Origin of the sequence: Haloferax sp. KTX1, from assembly GCF_902410085.1 — an archaeon.
GTDB lineage: Archaea > Halobacteriota > Halobacteria > Halobacteriales > Haloferacaceae > Haloferax > Haloferax massiliensis.
In genome coordinates, this window is record NZ_CABPRH010000001.1 from 624,410 (window position 1) to 641,167 (window position 16,758).

Annotated in this window: 18 protein-coding genes; 6 read left to right on the forward strand and 12 right to left on the reverse strand. The window is 69.4% G+C overall.

All coding sequences use genetic code 11. From position 1 onward, the window contains the following. Positions 1-12 precede the first annotated feature (12 nt). Positions 13-441: an RNA-binding protein gene (locus tag FY251_RS03230; protein WP_004977322.1), complete on the forward strand. Its 429-nt coding sequence runs from the start codon at positions 13-15 to the stop codon at positions 439-441. 33 nt (positions 442-474) lie between these two features. Here the strand turns inward: FY251_RS03230 and FY251_RS03235 are convergent, their stop codons facing one another. Together FY251_RS03235 and FY251_RS03240 are read right to left on the reverse strand one after the other, a co-directional pair. Further along, on the reverse strand, positions 475-1,038 hold the full coding sequence (locus tag FY251_RS03235) for a thioredoxin family protein (RefSeq protein ID WP_148413420.1): 564 nt from the start codon (positions 1,036-1,038) through the stop codon (positions 475-477). Between the two features lie 82 nt (positions 1,039-1,120). After that, on the reverse strand, positions 1,121-1,546 hold the full coding sequence (locus tag FY251_RS03240; RefSeq protein ID WP_148413421.1) for an EamA family transporter: 426 nt from the start codon (positions 1,544-1,546) through the stop codon (positions 1,121-1,123). Positions 1,547-1,855: 309 nt separating this feature from the next. Between FY251_RS03240 and FY251_RS03245 the strand changes: the two genes are divergently transcribed. Next, entirely contained in the window at positions 1,856-2,053 is a 198-nt protein-coding gene (locus tag FY251_RS03245) for a hypothetical protein (RefSeq protein ID WP_008573933.1), read from the forward strand. A 37-nt stretch (positions 2,054-2,090) separates the two neighbouring features. Here FY251_RS03245 and FY251_RS03250 read toward each other — a convergent pair whose 3' ends face one another. Then, positions 2,091-2,537: an ester cyclase gene (locus FY251_RS03250; RefSeq protein WP_148413422.1), complete on the reverse strand. Its 447-nt coding sequence runs from the start codon at positions 2,535-2,537 to the stop codon at positions 2,091-2,093. Positions 2,538-2,686: 149 nt separating this feature from the next. On the opposite strand from FY251_RS03250, the gene FY251_RS22415 reads away from it, so the two are divergent. Continuing rightward, the gene (locus FY251_RS22415) at positions 2,687-2,839 is read left to right on the forward strand and encodes a hypothetical protein (RefSeq protein ID WP_187367324.1); all 153 of its coding nucleotides are present in this window, start codon (positions 2,687-2,689) and stop codon (positions 2,837-2,839) included. A gap of 41 nt (positions 2,840-2,880) precedes the next feature. On the opposite strand, the gene FY251_RS03255 is transcribed toward FY251_RS22415, so the two are convergent. From FY251_RS03255 to FY251_RS03285, 7 genes are all read right to left on the reverse strand, one after another. Continuing rightward, on the reverse strand, positions 2,881-4,119 hold the full coding sequence (locus FY251_RS03255) for an MFS transporter (RefSeq protein ID WP_148413423.1): 1,239 nt from the start codon (positions 4,117-4,119) through the stop codon (positions 2,881-2,883). 66 nt (positions 4,120-4,185) lie between these two features. Beyond that, positions 4,186-5,076 carry a DUF58 domain-containing protein gene (locus tag FY251_RS03260; RefSeq protein WP_148413424.1) on the reverse strand — a complete coding sequence of 297 codons (891 nt, stop codon included), beginning with the start codon at positions 5,074-5,076 and terminating at the stop codon, positions 4,186-4,188. Between the two features lie 7 nt (positions 5,077-5,083). After that, on the reverse strand, positions 5,084-6,100 hold the full coding sequence (locus FY251_RS03265) for a MoxR family ATPase (protein WP_148413425.1): 1,017 nt from the start codon (positions 6,098-6,100) through the stop codon (positions 5,084-5,086). Continuing rightward, positions 6,093-7,052, reverse strand: a complete 960-nt coding sequence (locus tag FY251_RS03270; RefSeq protein ID WP_148413426.1) for a hypothetical protein — start codon at positions 7,050-7,052, stop codon at positions 6,093-6,095. Before FY251_RS03270 ends, FY251_RS03265 begins: the two co-directional genes overlap by 8 nt. After that, positions 7,045-7,668, reverse strand: a complete 624-nt coding sequence (locus tag FY251_RS03275; protein ID WP_148413427.1) for a uroporphyrinogen-III C-methyltransferase — start codon at positions 7,666-7,668, stop codon at positions 7,045-7,047. Before FY251_RS03275 ends, FY251_RS03270 begins: the two co-directional genes overlap by 8 nt. Continuing rightward, positions 7,665-10,130, reverse strand: a complete 2,466-nt coding sequence (locus FY251_RS03280) for a vWA domain-containing protein (RefSeq protein WP_148413428.1) — start codon at positions 10,128-10,130, stop codon at positions 7,665-7,667. Before FY251_RS03280 ends, FY251_RS03275 begins: the two co-directional genes overlap by 4 nt. After that, complete coding sequence (locus FY251_RS03285) at positions 10,130-11,926, reverse strand: BatA and WFA domain-containing protein (protein ID WP_148413429.1); 1,797 nt, start codon at positions 11,924-11,926, stop codon at positions 10,130-10,132. Before FY251_RS03285 ends, FY251_RS03280 begins: the two co-directional genes overlap by 1 nt. A 230-nt stretch (positions 11,927-12,156) precedes the next feature. On the opposite strand from FY251_RS03285, the gene nhaC reads away from it, so the two are divergent. Further along, positions 12,157-13,614, forward strand: coding sequence for a Na+/H+ antiporter NhaC (nhaC, locus tag FY251_RS03290; protein WP_148413430.1), 1,458 nt, complete (start codon positions 12,157-12,159; stop codon positions 13,612-13,614). Positions 13,615-13,663: 49 nt separating this feature from the next. Here nhaC and FY251_RS03295 read toward each other — a convergent pair whose 3' ends face one another. Next, a complete protein-coding gene (locus tag FY251_RS03295; protein WP_148413431.1) occupies positions 13,664-14,296 on the reverse strand; it encodes a PH domain-containing protein in 633 nt (210 codons plus the stop codon). Further along, positions 14,293-14,922, reverse strand: coding sequence for a PH domain-containing protein (locus FY251_RS03300; RefSeq protein WP_148413432.1), 630 nt, complete (start codon positions 14,920-14,922; stop codon positions 14,293-14,295). Before FY251_RS03300 ends, FY251_RS03295 begins: the two co-directional genes overlap by 4 nt. A gap of 136 nt (positions 14,923-15,058) precedes the next feature. On the opposite strand from FY251_RS03300, the gene FY251_RS03305 reads away from it, so the two are divergent. Then, entirely contained in the window at positions 15,059-15,544 is a 486-nt protein-coding gene (locus tag FY251_RS03305; RefSeq protein WP_042663838.1) for an Lrp/AsnC family transcriptional regulator, read from the forward strand. After that, positions 15,541-16,692 (forward strand): pyridoxal phosphate-dependent aminotransferase, encoded by a 1,152-nt coding sequence (locus tag FY251_RS03310; RefSeq protein WP_148413433.1) that lies wholly within the window; start codon positions 15,541-15,543, stop codon positions 16,690-16,692. Before FY251_RS03305 ends, FY251_RS03310 begins: the two co-directional genes overlap by 4 nt. Positions 16,693-16,758: the final 66 nt, after the last annotated feature.

The following is a 16,758-nucleotide window of genomic DNA, read 5'->3' on the forward strand; positions in this document are numbered from 1 at the left end:
CTCAGACCCACTATGCCACGCGTTCCGTTCCACTACATCGACCTCCGGACGTTCTGCTACGAGACGGAAGACGAAAAACGGGTCGAGGAGGCGCTTCGGACGTTCCTCCCCGACGAGTTCGACGTCGACCGCGTCGAGAGCACCGGCCACCACGGCGACCGCATCATCGTCTTCTCCGCGCGCGTCGAGCGCGCGAACGACGTGCGGCACGTCCTCGCCAAGATTCGCGACCTCCCCGACTTCGAGACGCTCCTCGACGAACTCGACCAGCGCGTCACGGACAACACGGAGTTTTTCCTGCGGTTGGACAAACAGGCCGCGTTCAAGGGCGAGGCCCGTCGCGGCGGGGGGCTCACGCTCCGCGCGAAAGTCGAGGCCTACCCGGCGAAGAAGGAAGCCGCGGTGGAGAACGCCCGCGAAGCCCTCCTCGGCGACGAGTAGGACCGCGAGTCTGGCGAGCGCGGTCGCGCTATTTTACTGGTCTTTCCACTTGATGGAACAGCCCTGCGAGGGGGACTCCTCGACGGGGATGTCGTCGCCGGCGAGGAGCGCCTCGACGGCCGTGCGCATCTCGTAGTCGGTCACCTCGTCGTCGGGGCTCATCGCGTCGTCGATGCGGGAGTGGAACGCGAGTTCGAAGCCGTCGCCGGCGTTCTCGAAGAGGAACGGGTCGGGCGTGCAGACCGCGCCGTACTCGGCGGCGACTTCCTGCGACTCGTCGCGGAGGTAGGCGGTGTACTGGATGGTGCCGTCCGCGACGAGTTCCCGCATCTTCTCGAAGGAGTCCTCGGGGCGGTCCGCGGCGTCGTTGGGGTTGATGCCGACGACCGCGAGGTCGTCGTAGGCGCTCGCGAGGTGGTTCAGCTCCTCGAACTTCGCCTTCGCGTACGGACAGTGATTGCAGGTGAAGACGACGAGGAGGGCGTCGTAGTCGGCGAACGACGAGAGCGAGTACGTCTCGCCGTCGGTGCCGGGGAGTTCGAAGTCGGGCGCTGCGTCGCCGCGTTCGAGCTCGGAGTCGGATTCGAGCAGTACCATGGCGGCGCGTTGGCCCGCGAGCACCAAAAGCCGTTGGCCCGCGGCAGTTCCGCGTCGCCCTCGACGGCTCCGCGACGACCGCTCAGTCGATGGAGACGAGGGCGATAGCGAGGACCGCCAAGCCGATGCCGGCGACCTTGCGAACCGTCAGCGGCTCGCCGAGTGCGACGATGCCGACGACCGACGAGACCGCGAGGAACATCCCGAAGATGGGGGCGACGATGGAGACGGGGCCGAGCGCGAGCGCCCGGTAGTACGAGAGGATGCCGACCGCGAGACAGACGCCGGCACCGAGGACGTAGGGGAGTTTCGAACTCACGACCGAGTCCGTGACGCTCTGCCCGGAGACGGCGATGACCCCGATGGTTCCCACGACGAGCACGGTGTTGGCGACCAGCGCGGCCACGTCGCTCGGAATCTTCTCCTGTCCCGTCGTCGCCACTTTCATCAGCGGCGCGACGAGGGAGTAGGCCCCGAGCGCGACGACCGCCCACGAGATGTAATTCACGGATAGAACGCGGCACCGAGTCGTGTATAGGGTTACGATTCGCGGCTCCGTGAAACGCTCAGACGTCGACGAGTCGGGCGTGTCGAATAAGCGCCATCGGCTCACCACATCCCCAACAGATGATCGGCGGTCAGTGATTTCGACGGGGTCATTCGGACGCAAGTAGCGCGAACGGACCGCGATAACACGGTGACGTCGCGCCATAATCCAGTTTAGGATCGAGTACAAAAAGCCACTCCCGATAGACGAATAGAGCTAGAGAGGGCCAACGACCAAATTTTTATCAAGTATTATCGCGTATTGGTGGGTATGTCCCAGGAAGTACAACCCTCGGTAATCGCGCACACGTGGGACGACCCGACTCGCTGTCCGTTCTGTCTCGACGAACTGGAGAGCGAAGGAGAGGGGTTCATGGACCACCTCGAAGAGAGCCCCGTCTGTCAACAGGGGTTCGGCATGTGGCGCGATGCGGTCGCCGACGACGTTCGCGGCGAGTGGTCCGGATAGGCGGCCAAAAACGGTTGTTTTTCGCGGTGCGGTCGGTTCACTCGGGAGCGACGCCGAGTTGCGACAGCATCGACATGATGTCGGTGCTGTTCCACTCCTCGACGCACAGGCCGCCCTCGTAGCGCACCTCCACGAGTCCCCACGTGTCCATCTTGCGGTGGGTCGCCGGGATGTCGCCGCGGGCGCTCCGGAGCGTCCCGTCGTGGGTGCCGGTCAGTCGATACCGGCCGTAGACGCGGTCGTCCCGCGCCGTCACGTCGAACAGTTCGACGTGGAAGTCGGAGAAGGCGTCGTGGTACCGCCGCGCCCACTCCTCGACCGCGTCGGTCCCGATGATTCCCTCCGGGTCGGAAAACGCGTGGACCTCGACCAGCGGGTCGTACTCCTCTCTGATGACGTCGTAGTCGCGTTTGTTCCACAGTTCGTCCGCGACGCGCATGAACGAGTCTCGGTGCTGTTGTTCCCTCTCGGATGTTGCTGCCATTTCCACCACCGCTCGGAGAGACGGCCGACAGCGGCTTAGTTATGGGTTCTTGGCATCACGAACGTCGCCGGCGAAGGGAACCGGGATTCAGTCTCTCGCGACCGCGAAGTGTCAACGGAACTATCACCGTGGGGACGGAATCGTGGGGTATGTCCGCTGCTGTCTCGCCGATTGCGGTGTTCGTTCCGGCGCTCGTCTTCGGCGGCGCGGGGTTCGCGTTTCTGGGGCCGTTCGGTGCCGGGTTCGGCGCGGTCGTCGGCATCGCGCTCGGGGTGCTCGTGGGTCGAGGAGACGAGTACTGAACGCGAGGAGCGGCGAGTAACCGAGCACGAACGCGCCGCCGTCAGTCGCTCGGGGCCGTCTGCGGCCGCCGCGCCGACCCGTCGACTCGGCCGAGGAGCCACCGCGTCAGCCCGATCGAGAGCAGGCCGAGGACGGCGACGACGCCGAAGGTGACGCGGACGCCCGCGAGTTCGATGAGCGCCCCGAACGCGGGGGGCGCGACGGCCCCGCCGAGCGAGATGCCGACGGTGACGACGGCGAAGTTCTTCCCGAGGTCGGCGCGCTCGGAGAGGCGGTCCGCGAGCGTCGAGCGCGCGGGCCGCGAGACGCTGATGGTTCCGCTCAGTGGGAGAATCAACACGACGAGCGCGAGCGGGAGCGACCCGCTCGCAAGGAGCGTCGCCAGTCCCGCGAGCGCGGCGTAGCCGCCGAGGGCGACGGTGCCGGGGCCGACCCGGTCGGTGAGCGCGCCGCCGACGAGAATCGTCCCCGCGCCGACGACGAGCATCGCCGAGACGAGGAGGTTCGCCGTGCCCGGCGCGAGGCCGTAGCCGGCGGTGAGCAGCTGCGGCGCGTACGTCCGGATGCACCACGCGGCCGCCGAGGTGAGAAACGACAGGAGCGTGAGACCCAGCAGCCCCGACGACGAGAGGAGCTCCGACGCGCCCCGCCGAATCCCCGCGAGCGTGGGGCGAGACGACGGGCGGTCCTCCGCCGCCGGCTTCCGGATTCGCTCGGGGAAGCCGCGGGCGACCGGGAGCGCGACGAGCGCGAACGCCGCGCCGAAGACGGCGATGCCCGCGACGGTCCAGCGCCAGCCGAGGCCGAGCGCGCCGACGCCGGCGGCGATGGTGTACGAGACGGCGAAGCCGAGCGACCCGCCGAGCGCGTGCAGCGAGTACGCCCGCCCGCGGTTCGTCTCGGAGGAGGCGGTCGCCAAAAGCGGGTAGTGCGCGGGGTGGTGGCCCGCGATGCCGACGCCGAGAAGCGCCTGCGAGGCGAGGAGCCACGGGTACGAGGGCGCGAGCGCGGTGGCGACGATACCCGCCGCGCCGAAGCCGAGCGAGATGGCGAGGACGAGCGTCCGGCTCCGCGCGTCCGAGAGGTAGCCGAAGGGGAGTTGCAGGAGCGTCACGACGCCGCCCTGGACGCCGATGGCGAGGCCGACGGCGGCGATACTCACGCCGAAGTCGTCGGCGACGAGGCCGATAACGGGCGCGAGCGCGACCAGATACGCGTGGTTGACGACGTGCGAGCCGGCGACGAGACCGACCACGCGGCGCTCCTGTGTCTCCGTCACACCGGGCAATGGGCGGTGATTCGTGAAAAGCCCGCGGTCCGCGGCGACGTTGGTCCGGAACGCGGGTCAGCCGCCACCGCGCCGCTCGCCGCCGAGCCGCGCGCCGAGCCAGAGGTCGGCGAACGTGTCGAAGAAGTCCGCGCCGGTGTCGACGAGTTCGCGCTCGATGCCGAGCGCCTGACACCGCTCGTCGACCGCCGCGAGATGCGATTGGAGTCGGTCGGTGTACTGTCGGGCCGCCGACCCGCCGAAGTAGGTCCGGCGGGTCGCCTCGGACTCGGGGTCCTCGAAGATGGCGTCGCCCGTCGCCTCCGGGCCGAGTTCCTCGGAGGTGAGCACCTGCGCGACGAGCACGTCGTTCCGCGCGAGCGCTGCGAGGCCGGCGGCCACGTCGTCGGGGTCGAAAAGCAGGTCGCTCACGACGACCACGAGCGACCGCGAGTGGATGCTCTCGGCGTAGGTCGAGAGCGCGGCCGTGATGTCGCCGTCGCCGCCGGGCGTCGTCTCGTTGAGGTGCTCGACGAGCCGGAGCACCTCGCCGCGGCTCGACGCGTCGGTGTCGATGCGGTCGGGCAAATCGCCGAGGAGCGAAAACCGGAAGTCGTTGTTCTCCTCGGCCGTCAGGTGGCAGAAGCCGAGGCCGAGCTTCGCGCCGTACTCGAACTTGTTCGCGTCGGCCTCGCCGAAGTCCATCGAGGCCGAGGCGTCCAGCAGGACGTGGACCGTCAGGTTCCGCTCGGCCTCGAACCGCTTGATGAACAGCTCCTCGGTCCGGGCGTACACCTTCCAGTCGATGAGCCGCGGGTCGTCGCCGGCGGCGTACCGGCGGTGGTCGCTGAACGTGAGCCCCTCGCCCACGTCCGGCGACTCCTGTTCGCCCTGCCGTCGGGCGTCCGAGACGCGCTTCAGCGAGGTGTCGAAGCGGTCGAGTTCGTCGAGGAAGCCGGGGTCTATCATCGCTCGGTCACTCGTTCAACAGCCGCTGAATCACGTCGTCTGGCGACAGCCCCTCGCGCTCCGCCCGGAAGTCGAGGATGACGCGGTGTCTGATGACCGGCGGGGCCATCTCGACGACGTCCTCCCACGAGACGTGGCTGCGCCCGTGGACGAACGCCCGCGCCTTCGCGGCGAGGACGAGCGCCATGCTCGCGCGGGGGCTCGCGCCGAACTCGACCTGCTCGTCCTCGCGGGTCCGGCGGACCAGTTCGATGGTCCGGTCGCGGATGTCGTCGGAGATGGGGACCTGCCGCACGAGTCGCTGCGCCGCGAGCAGGTGCGTCCGCGGCAGGACGCGCTCGACTTCGGGCGACGCCGCGCCCTCGGCGTACTGCTTGACGATGGTCCGCTCCTCGTCGAACTCGGGGTAGTCGACGAGAATCTTCATCAGGAAGCGGTCGGTCTGGGCCTCCGGGAGCGGGTAGGTGCCGCCCTGGTCGATGGGGTTCTGCGTGGCGAGGACGAAAAACGGGTCCGGAAGCTCGTAGGTCTCGCCCGCGGCGGTCACCTGTTTTTCCTGCATGGCTTCGAGGAGCGCGGCCTGCGTCTTCGGCGTCGCCCGGTTTATCTCGTCGGCGAGGACGACGTTGGCGAAGATGGGGCCGCGCTCGAACACGAAGTCCCGGCCCTCGGGCGTCTCGCGGATGATTTCGGTGCCGGTGATGTCCGAGGGCATCAGGTCGGGCGTGTTCTGCACGCGCGAGAACCCCAGGTCCGTCGCGTCCGAGAGGGCGCGCACGAGCGTCGTCTTCCCCAGTCCGGGGTTCGATTCGAGGAGCGCGTTGCCGTCGCAGAGGACGCAGACGAGAAGTCGCTCGACCACGTCGTGCTGGCCGATGATGCGCTTTCCGACCTCGTCTCTGACCGCGCCGACGCTCGCTTGGAGCTCCTCGATGCTGAGGTCGTCGTCTGTCGGGACCGCGGCCTCGCCGTCAACTGCGGTCTGCTGTCCGTCGTCTCCGGGCCGGTCTGGGTTGTCACTCATCTTCGTTCTCTCGTATCTCTAAGCTGTAGTCGCGAATCAGGTCGGCCTCTTCGAGCGTGTCGTCGGCGAGATAGCCGGCGCGCTGGCTCTCGACGGCACCGTCGCCGCCGTAGCCGGTCGAGTCGTAGGCCGCGGCCGACGAGTCCGGCCCGTCTCCGTCGCCGCTGCCGCCGGTGCCGGCGACGGTGGCGTTCAACTGCTCCGAGCCGGCGGCCACGTCCTCGGGGTCGCCGAGGATGGAGGTCCCGTTCTGGAGCCGCGTCTCCTCGTCGGAGAACCGGTCGGGGCCGCCGCCCGCGGACGCGGCGTCGCCCGCGAGCCCATCGAACTGGATGTCCGAGATGGCGACCTGAATGCTCCCCGCCGAGAGGAGCAAGGCGACCACGAGCGCGCCGACGATGCGGCGGGTCGGCAGCAGTTCCACCGACGACGACTCCCGAAGGCGGGACAGCACGTCGTCGTAGAGCGCGACCGACATGCGCGAGTCGCGGTTCGGGTTCCCGTCGTCGGTGACGAGGTCGCGGGCGGTCCGCAGCGCCTCGGCCACCGAGGGGTTCACCGCCTCGAACTGCTCGACCGGCGGCACCCGCATCAGGACGAGGTACTCCGCGACGCCGACGAGGAGGCCCACCGCGAGGGCGAGCGGGACGGCGACGTGGACCGAGACGCCCGGGTCGACCCGCGGGAGGAAGCCGAGCGACACCGACGACTCGACGGGGAGTTCGACGACGCGGAACGCGACGTTCGCCAACAGCGTCGCCACCGCCGCGTCGACGGCGCTGGAGACGACGGCGGCCTTCGCGGCCTCGCGGCGAACCTCGCGGACGGCGTCGGCCATCGCCTCGCGGCGGGCGATTCCCTCGTCGTCGGGCGAACCCGCCTCGTTGGCGGCGGCGTCGGCGGCATCGACACCGGCGTCGACGTCGGCGTCGTCGGGAGTCGTTTCAGACACCGTTACACACCGCCGGTTCACTGCCGTCTTGATAGCCGGAACAGGCCTGTTGGAGCTCGGCTTCGAGTTCGCTGACTTGGCCTTCGAGGTCGGAGACCTCGGCCCGGAGCGACCCGATGCGGTCCTCCAGTCGGTCGTTCGTCGCTTCGAGTTCCTCGTTGTCCGTTTCGAGGTCGTCTATCTGGTTTTCGAGGCGGTTGCGCTGTTCTTCGAGGTCGTCGAGCGTCGCCGTGAGGTCGCTGATTCGGCTCCGGGCGTCTTCGAGGCTGTTTTCCGTCTCCTGAAGCTCGCCCCGCGTCGACGACAGTTCGCCCTGCGTCGACGACAGCTGCGACTCCGTGTCTTCGAGGCTGTCGGAGACCTGCGAGACGTCGCCCCGGGTGCGTTCGAGGCTGTTGTTCAGCTCCCGTAGCTCCGTCCGCGTCGCCGACAGGTTCTGTCGGGTTTGCGAAAGGTCCTCTTCGAGCGCCGCGTTTCGCTCGCGCAACTGCTCGTTTTGCTGGTCGAGCGAGTCGACCGAGTACTGGTAGAACATCGTCGCGCCGACGGTTCCGGCGGTGAGGAGGACGACGATGACGACGAGACCGAGGTTGAGGGACCGACCAAGGGCGCTCATATCAAACCACCTTCACTTTGCGTTCGACCCCGATACACTTGAAGACGCCGGACGAGCACCTCCGCGAGGTAGAGGAGGAACGCGGCGGCGACGAACGCGGCCGCCCAGTCGTCGCGCACGGGTTGGACGCCGGCGGCGTTGTCGCGGGCGGACGCGGCGATTTCGGCCGCGTCGTTGGGGCCGTACATCGTCCCGCCGCTGTCGGAGACGGCGGCTTCGAGCGCGGCCGACCGACCGAACCCGGCGTACTCGACGGGGTAGTTCACCGCGAAGGCGGTGTCGAGCACGTCTCGGTAGCCCGTCTCGGTGGGGACGACGGTCGCCTCGTAGACGCCGGTATCGACCGCCGAGAAGGACAGTTCCTCGACGCCCCGCGGGCGCTCGCCGCCGCGGTAGACGACGGTCGTCGGCTCGCCGACCCGGGTGTCTGCCACCTCGGCGACGCCGGACGCCTTCCGCTCGGGGTCGCCGATGACGTAGTTCGTGGTCTTCGTGAGCAGAAGCGAGTCGGGGCGCTGGAGCAGGCCGTCGAGCGTGCCGTCGCCCGCGTAGGCGGTGACGGTGGCGACGCGGCCGAGGCCGTAGCGCCACGAGGCGACCGCGGGGGTGCCGTCGTCGGCCGCGACGAGGAAGTTCGCGCCGCTCCTGACCGACACGTCGTTGACGCTGCCGGGGTTGGCGGTCAGTTCCACCCCGGCGGTGACGAAGTCGTTCTGGTCGACGACCGTGAGACCGTCGCCGGCGTACTGGCGGTTCGACCCGCCGAAGAGGATGCGGAGCCGGTCGGTCTCGTCGGCCCTGAGGTAGTTCCCGCCGGACGCCCGCGCGATGGCCCGGAGCGTCCGTTCGTTCGGGCTCGGCCCGGTTCCGATGGTGATGACGCTGACCCCGTCGCGGCCGAGTTGGTCCGCGAGCGTCGCGGCGTCTTGGAACCGGTCGTGGCCGTCGCTGATGAGGATAATCGTCCCGCGCCTGTCGCCGAGCTGCTGGGCCGCGCCGTCGAGACCGACCGCGATGTCGGTCGCGCCGCCGGACTGGAGCCGGCGGATGAGGTCGGCGGTCGACTCGCGGTTCGGTCCGAGCGGGCGGAGCGGCGCGACGTCGTAGGCGCGGTAGTTGAAGCCGACGATGCCGACCCGGTTCTCGTCGCCGAGCTGGTCGAGCGCGTCGAGCGCGACCGACTTCTGGACGCGCATGCCGCTTTCCGCGCTGCCGGAGACGTCGATGGCGAAGACGAGGTTCGTCTGTTGGGACGCGCCCTCGCCGGTCGTGACCGGGAGCATCGACGCGAGGCTCGACCCGTCGTAGCCGCCGTTTTCGAACGAGTTGCGCCCGCCGACGGTCAACAGTCCCCCGCCGTCGATGACGAAGCGCTGGAGCGCCTCGGTGTTCCCGACGTCCTCGGCGCGCACGTCCTGTAGGACGACGGCGTGGTACGACGAGAGGTCCGCGGGGACGGCCTCGGCGGTCTCCACGTCGTACAGCTGCGAGAGGTAGCCGCGGAACGGGTAGTCGCCGCGGGAGACGTACAGCACCCGCGGCGGCTCGACCACGCGGACCGTCTTGCGGAACACGTCGTTCGTCTCGAAGCGGTCGTCGCTGTCGATGCGAGCGGTGACGCGGTGGGTGCCGGTGGTCTCGAACGTCCGCGAGACCTCGATGCCGTCGGTGGTGTTGACCGTCTCGCGGGCGACCTCCTCGCCGTCGACGTCCACGACGAGTTCGACGGTCGCGGTCTCGACGTCGTCGGGGACGACGCCCTCGACCTGCGCGAGGAAGGCGTTCTCGACGCCGACGCTGGTCTTCGACGGGCCGCTGACGGTGACGTACTGCTCGGCCTCGGTCGGTTCGGCCGCGACCGCGCTCACCGTCGCGTTGAGGTCGCGGGCGAGCGTCGTCGCGGAGGCGAGGCTCCGCCCCGAGGTGACCCGCCCGTCGGAGACGAGGACGACCGTCCCGTCCGGTCTGAGGTTGGCCGCGACGGCGTCCCCGATGGGCGACTCGTCGCCGCGGGCGACCGTCGAGGTCGTGACGGGGACGCCCTCGTCCTCGATGTCCGCCGCGAGCTGCGACGCCACGTCCTCGGTGACCGCCGCGCTGTCGGAGTCGTCGACGAGGAGCGTCACCTGCGGGTCGCCGTCGGTCTGCCGCGTCGTGACGGTGTACGGCCCCGCGGCCGCGACGACCAAGAGGACGACGACGAGGAGCCGGGACGCGAACAGGAGCCGCCGGGAGCGCCCGCCGGCGGTCCCGTCGGCCCCGCGGAAGATGAGCGCCCACGCGATGAGCGCGGCCACCGGGAGCGCGACGAGGAACAGCGGGCGCTGGAGGCCGAGGGTCCGCCCGGCGGCCTCGACCGTCCACGCGAGGGGCGTCGGCGCGGCGGCGGAAGTCGCGGCCGCGGCGACATCCGCCAGCGCGGTCAGCACGGGGAGCGCCGACGCCACTCCGAGCGCCGCCATCAGAGGTCACCCCGCCGGCGCAGGTACGCCAACTCGACTATCGTCGCCGCGAGCGCGACCAGCGCGGCCCACTCGGTGAGCGGGTCCGGAACCTCGCGCTCTTCGACCCGCGTCGGGTAGTCACCGGGGGCCGACTCGCCGTCCAGCGGCGCGGCGGCCACGTCGGACTCAGCCTCGCTGAGGAGCGACGCCGCGAACCGCTCGTCGCCGACGCGGTAGAAGCCGGCGTCGTCGAGGCGGACCTCCGGGCCGGTCGCCTCGCCGGCGGGCGTCCCGACGGTCTGGTTCGCGCCCGCCGCGAGCGACCCGCCGGTCGCCCGGTTCAGTTCCGAGAGCGTCGAGCGCCCGGCGAGGTAGAACACCGAGCGCTTCCAGAACACGGGGTACTGGTAGTTGTACTTGAACGCCGAACCGTCCTCCATGAAGCCGTAGTAGAGGACGCGGCCGGCCCCGCGGCGCTCGACGGCGACGAGCGAGGTGCCGTCGGTCGTGTTCACGAGCGACTGGCCCGCCCGGAGGTCGCCCGCGACGTACTCGGTCGGCGGCGGGAAGGTGATGTCGCGGGTTATCGGGTGGCTCTCGACGGTCCCGACCGTCGGGTTCGTCTCGATGGGGCCCTGCGAGACGAGGCGCAGGTCGCCGTAGTTCGGCGACTCCTCTTGGGCCTGAATCGCCACGCCGCCGCCGTCGGCGACGACCTCCCGGCCGGCCTCGACGTTGCCCGCGAGCAGGCGACCGGGGTTGACGTTGCTGTAGATGACCACGTCGTAGTCCGTCGAGACGGCCGTCGGCGGGTTGTCCACGGTCAGCGACACCTCGGGGATGACCGACAGCGCGGCCGTCAGGTACCGGTTCTCGTCGTTCGTGAGGACGAGCACGTCCACCGACGCGTCCTCGGGGGCCGCGACGTACAGCGCGTCGTCGGTCGGGAAGGCGTCGCCCGGCGAGAGCGCGACCCGGCCGCCGCCGGCGGGGACCGGGAGCGTCGCGGTCGCCACGTCGCCGGGGTCCATGCGAACCTCGCGGGTGGTCCCGGCGAGCGAGAGCGTCCGAGTCGCCGCCGAGTCGCCGTAGTTCTTCACGGTCACGGTGACGTTCGTACCCGAGAATCGCCGGTCGACGATGCCGACGTTACCCTGCCCGCCGCCCGCGAACTGCTGGAGTTCGACCACGAGGCCGCGGGCGCGGGCCTCGCGGACCGCGTCGCTCCACGGCGAGTCGTCGGCGAAGTCGCTCAGGACGACGACGCGGGCGTCCTCGCCGGCGACGGAGGCGGCGGCGGTAATCGCCGAACGGAGGTCGCCCGGCGCGTCGCTCGCCTGCAGGCCGTCGAGGGCGGCTCGGGCGTCGGTCGCGCTCCCCCGACGGAGCACCACGTTCGCGTTCGCCCCCGCCGCGACGACCGAGGTCGTGCCTGAGACCTCGTCTCGCGCCGCGGCGAGGGCGCTGTCGAATCGCGTCCCGCCGCCGTCGCGGACGCCCATGCTCGCGCTCGTGTCCACGACGAGGACGGTCTCTTGGACCGTCTCCGACTCGGGGACCAACACGTAGGGCGTCGCCAGCGACCCGACGAGCGCGACGAGCGCGAGCAGTTGGATGAGGAGAAGCAGGCTCCGAAGCAGGCGGTCGAAGATGGGGTTCGAGGCGCTTCGCCCCGCCGCGTCCGCGAGGAACCGGAAGGTCGGGAGGGTGCGCCGGACCGGCTCCGGCCGCAACAGATAGAGGATGACGAGGGGGACCGCACCCAGGAGGGCGACCAACCCGAGGGGGAACAAGAAGAACTCGTCGAGGGCCATGCCCGACCCGTGGCGCGCCTCCGGTATGGCTGTTTCCCTATTCGTTGACACGTTCCGAAATATCGACCTGTCTGAATACGTGAACGTCTAGGTCACTCGCGCGGGTCGATTCGGCGATTGAATTACCACGGTGCATTAGATTGTCAATTAAAAGTACGTCATTGCATAACAATGCACTTGAATTATAACACGACACAATTTTATGCTCTGAGGTTATTTATTGAGCTACGATGGGAACTGATAGGTACACACCGCGGTCGTACGACGACATCGCCCCGGACCAGCGCCCGACGCTGAGACAGGCGCTCGTGCCGGTGCTCGGACTCGTCGCCTTCCTCGGACTCGGGTCGGCGTGGCTGGGGCTCGACCCGCACATCCCGCTCGTCTGGAGTATCGCGCTGGTCGGCCTCCTCGGCCGGTTCGTCTGGGGCTACACCTGGGAGGACCTCTACGAGGGCATCGAACGCAGTCTGGCGATGGGACTACAGGCGATTCTCATCCTGTTTACCATCTACGGCGTCGTCTCGACGTGGGTCGCCGCGGGGACGATTCCGGCGCTGATGTACTACGGCCTCGACCTGCTGTCGCCGCAGGTGTTCCTGCCCGCGACGGCGCTTCTCGTCGGTATCGCCACCTTCGCCATCGGCTCGTCGTGGACCGCGGTCGGCACCCTCGGCGTCGCCTTCATCGGCATCGGCTCGGGGCTCGGCGTCCCCGAACCGATGACGGCCGGCGCGATTCTCACCGGCGCGTACGCGGGCGACAAGCAGTCCCCGCTGTCGGACACGACGAACCTCGCGGCCGCCGTCACGAACACCGACCTCTACGACCACATCCGCGCGATGCGAAACGGAACGGCCGTCGCGTTCGGCCTCTCGCTCGTCGGCTTCGTCGTCCTCAGCCTCGGCATCACCGGGACGATTCCGGCCGGCCAAATCGCCGATATTCAGACCGCGCTCGCCTCCTCGTACGACATCACGCTCCTCGCGTTCCTGCCGCTGGCGGTCACCTTCGGCCTCGCCGCGGCGGGCTACCCCGCGCTGACCGTCCTCCTCGCCGGCGCGTTCGCCGGCGCGTTCACGAGCGTCCTCGTCCAGGGCGCGTCGTTCGTCGCGGCGTGGCAGACGTTCATGAGCGGCACCGGCCCGGAGACCGGCTCCGAACTCGTCAACAGCCTGCTCGCCTCCGGCGGCGTCTCCGGCTCCGCGTGGACCATCGCCGTCGTCGTCGCGGCGCTCACGCTCGGCGGCCTGCTCGAACAGACGGGCGTGCTCGCGGTCCTCGCCCACCGCCTCCAGCGCGGCATGCGGAGCCCGCGCCTGCTCGTCGCCTCGACCGGACTCTCGGCGATAGTGACCAACGCGCTCACCGCCCAGCAGTACATGAGCATCGTCGTCCCCGGCATGACGCTCCGCGACACCTACGACGAGTTCGGCCTCGACAGTTCGGACCTCTCGCAGGCCATCGAGTCCGCCGGGACCCCGACCGGCGCGCTCCTCCCGTGGCACGCCGGCGGCGCGTACATGGCGGGCGTCCTCGGCGTCTCGACGCTCCAGTACTTCCCGTACTACTTCTTCGGCTACCTCTCGCCGCTCGTGCTGTTCGCCTTCGTCCTCGCGGGCGTCGGCTTCTCGGGGAACGGCACGACCCGACCCGGCCCCGCCGCTGCAGCGTCTGACGACGACTGACGCGACGCGAACCCGCGCCGCGATACCGAGCCGAAATCTCGGTTTTTCGTTACCGCTCTACCGCCGCTCTGAGCGCCCGCACCTCGTCGCGGACGGCGGCCCACTGCTCGACCGTGCCGGGAATCTCGTCGCTATCGCGGTCGCGGTGACCTTCGATTCGGTCGCGCACGGTACCGGGGTCGTCCACGTCGTCGAAGCGGATTGCGCCGCCGCCCGCGGCCTCGACCGCGACGGTCCCGTAGCCGAACAGCGACCCGGTGACGCCCTGCGAGAGCGCGCTGTTCTGGACGCGGTCGAGGGAGACGCGCTGGACCGTCCGAGAGAGGACGCCCGTCTTCCGATACAGCGCCCGGTCGGTGACGACGAAACGCGTGTTAGTGACCCGGAGGTACGACCACGCGGGCAGGAGGGGTCCGACGAGGGCCACGAGCGCGAGCGCCGGCACGTCGTTTACGACGGCCACGGCGACGGCAACGACGGCGATCGCGGCTCCGACGACCGCGGCGGGGATGACGGTCTGTATCCGCGGCCGACCCGCCCAGCGGACGGTCTCGTCGTCGCCGCGGGCCAGCCAGTCGTCGACGGCCGCGACGGTCTCCGAGTCGGTCGCTGAGTCGGCCGCCGAGTCGGTCGGGGCGGGGTCGTCCGGCGAGCCCGCGGGTCGTGAATCGCCGTCCATCATCGCTCGTCGGTCGTCGCGTCGAACTCGAAGTCGCTCGGTTCGAGCGCGTCGGCCGGGGCGTCGGGGTCGGAGTCGGTTCCGTCCCCGTCGGTCGCGTCGTCGCTCCCGGTCGTCTCGTCGTCGCCCTCGACGGCCCGGCGAATCGCGCGGAGTTCGGTCAGGATGTCGTCGAGGACGGCCGCCTTCCCCTCCGCGTCGGTCTCCGGTCCGGAGCGGCGCTTGATTCGCTCGTTGACGAGCGTCTGGAGCGACTGCGGGTCGGCGACGTTCCGGAAGCTCATCTCGATGCCGCTTCCGCCGGCGGTGCTGATGTTGACGGAGCCGTAGCCGAACTGCGCGCCGAGGAACGTCTGGCTGTAGGAGGTGTCCTGCACCTTGTCGAACTCGATGCGCTGGACGCTCCGGGAGAGGACGCCCGTCTTCCGGTAGAGCGCGTCGGAGGTGACGACGTAGTTCGTGTTCGTGTGCGAGAGGTACGACCCGACGAGGAGCGGAATGCCGATGAGGACGAGCGAGAGCGGGACGCCGACGATGAAGGAGGGCACGAGACTGTAGGGATGCGGGGTGTCGGCCCAGAGCACCTCTTCGTCGTCGTCGAGGGTGAGCCAGTCGAACTCGGTGGTCATGGCTGACACGTTTCCGGCGGCGGTGGAATAGTGTTCCGCCGACTAAGGCCGCCGTCCGTGGGTGTCGGTACCGCTTACCACGACAATTCCGCCCGGTTGGGCAAACCATTTTACGGATGCCCGCAACGGGGCTTCCATGGACAAGCAGTCACTGCTCGACTTGCTGCGTCACGACGCTCGCGAGAGCGTAGATGACATCGCCCGCCAGCTGGGCGCAGACGCCGAAGCAGTGGCAGCAGCGCTCGAAGAACTCGAAGACGACGGGGTCATCCGCGGCTATCAGGCGGTCGTCGACTGGAACAGCGTCGAGGAGGAACACGTTCGCGCGCAGGTCGAAGTCGACGTGGAACTCGACCGCGAGACGGGCTACGAGGAGATCGCCCGCCGCATCGCGCGGTTCCCCGAGGTCGCCACGCTCAGACTCGTCTCCGGCGACTACGACTTCTTCATCGAGGTCGAAGGCGAGTCGATGCACGCCGTCTCGAACTTCGTCTCCGAGCGCATCGCCCCCATCCCCGAGGTCACGAAGACGGTCACGCACTTCGTGATGGACTCCTACAAGGAGGAGGGCATCGAACTCGGCGACGGCGACGACGACGACCGGCTGTCTGTGTCGCCATGACGCTCGGCGACCAGCTTTCGGACCGCGTCGAACAGGTGCCGCCGTCGGGGATTCGGAAGTTCTTCGAGCTCGCCGAGGAGGTCGACGACGTCATCTCCCTCGGCGTCGGCGAACCGGACTTCTCCGCGCCGTGGGCCGCTCGGACCGCCGCCATCGACTCGCTCGAACGCGGCAAGACCTCTTACACGTCGAACCGCGGGATGCGCGAACTCCGCGAGGCCATCTCGGAGCGCGTCACCCGCTACGGCCAGGAGTACGACCCCGAAGACGAGATTATCGTCACGACGGGCGCGAGCGAGGCCGTCGACCTCGCGTTCCGGGCGTTCGTCGACCCCGGCGACGTGGTGGCGATTCCCCAGCCGTCGTACATCTCGTACACGCCGGGGGCCATCTTCGCCGGGGGCGAACCGCTTCCGGTGCCGACCCGCGCCGAAGACGAGTTCACGCTCACGCCCGAGGCGCTCGAAGCCGCCGGGGCCGACGAGGCCGACGTGCTGGTGCTCTGTTACCCGAACAACCCGACCGGCGCGGTGATGACCGACGACGAACTCGCCGACGTGGCCTCGTTCGTCAGGGACCACGACCTCGTCGTGCTCTCCGACGAAATCTACTCCGACCTCCGGTACGAGGACGACCACGCCTCCATCGCCACCCACCCCGGGATGCGCGAGCGGACCATCGTGTTCAACGGCTTCTCGAAGGCCTACGCGATGACCGGCCTGCGCCTCGGCTACGCCATGGCTCCGGCGGGAGCCATCGACGCGATGAACAAGGTCCACCAGTACGCGATGCTGTCGGCGCCCACGACGGCGCAGTACGCGGCCATCGAGGCGCTCCGGTCGTGCGACGACTCCGTCGAGGAGATGCGCCGCGAGTACGACCGCCGCCGCCGGTTCGTCCTCGCCCGCTTCGAGGAGATGGGACTCGACTGCTTCGAGGCGAAGGGCGCGTTCTACGTCTTCCCCGAGGCCCCCGACGGCGACGACGAGGCGTTCGCCGAGGGCCTCCTCGAAGAACAGAACGTCGCGCTCGTCCCCGGAAGCGTCTTCGGCGAGGGCGGCGCGGGCCACCTCCGCGTCTCCTACGCGACGGGGATGCGCGAACTCCGCGAGGCGATGGACCGCATCGAGGCGTACGTCAGCGACTGAGCCGACCGGACGACACCCGCACCCCGCTTTTTCCCGAACGAGCGCCGCACCGAAGTATGCGAAGCA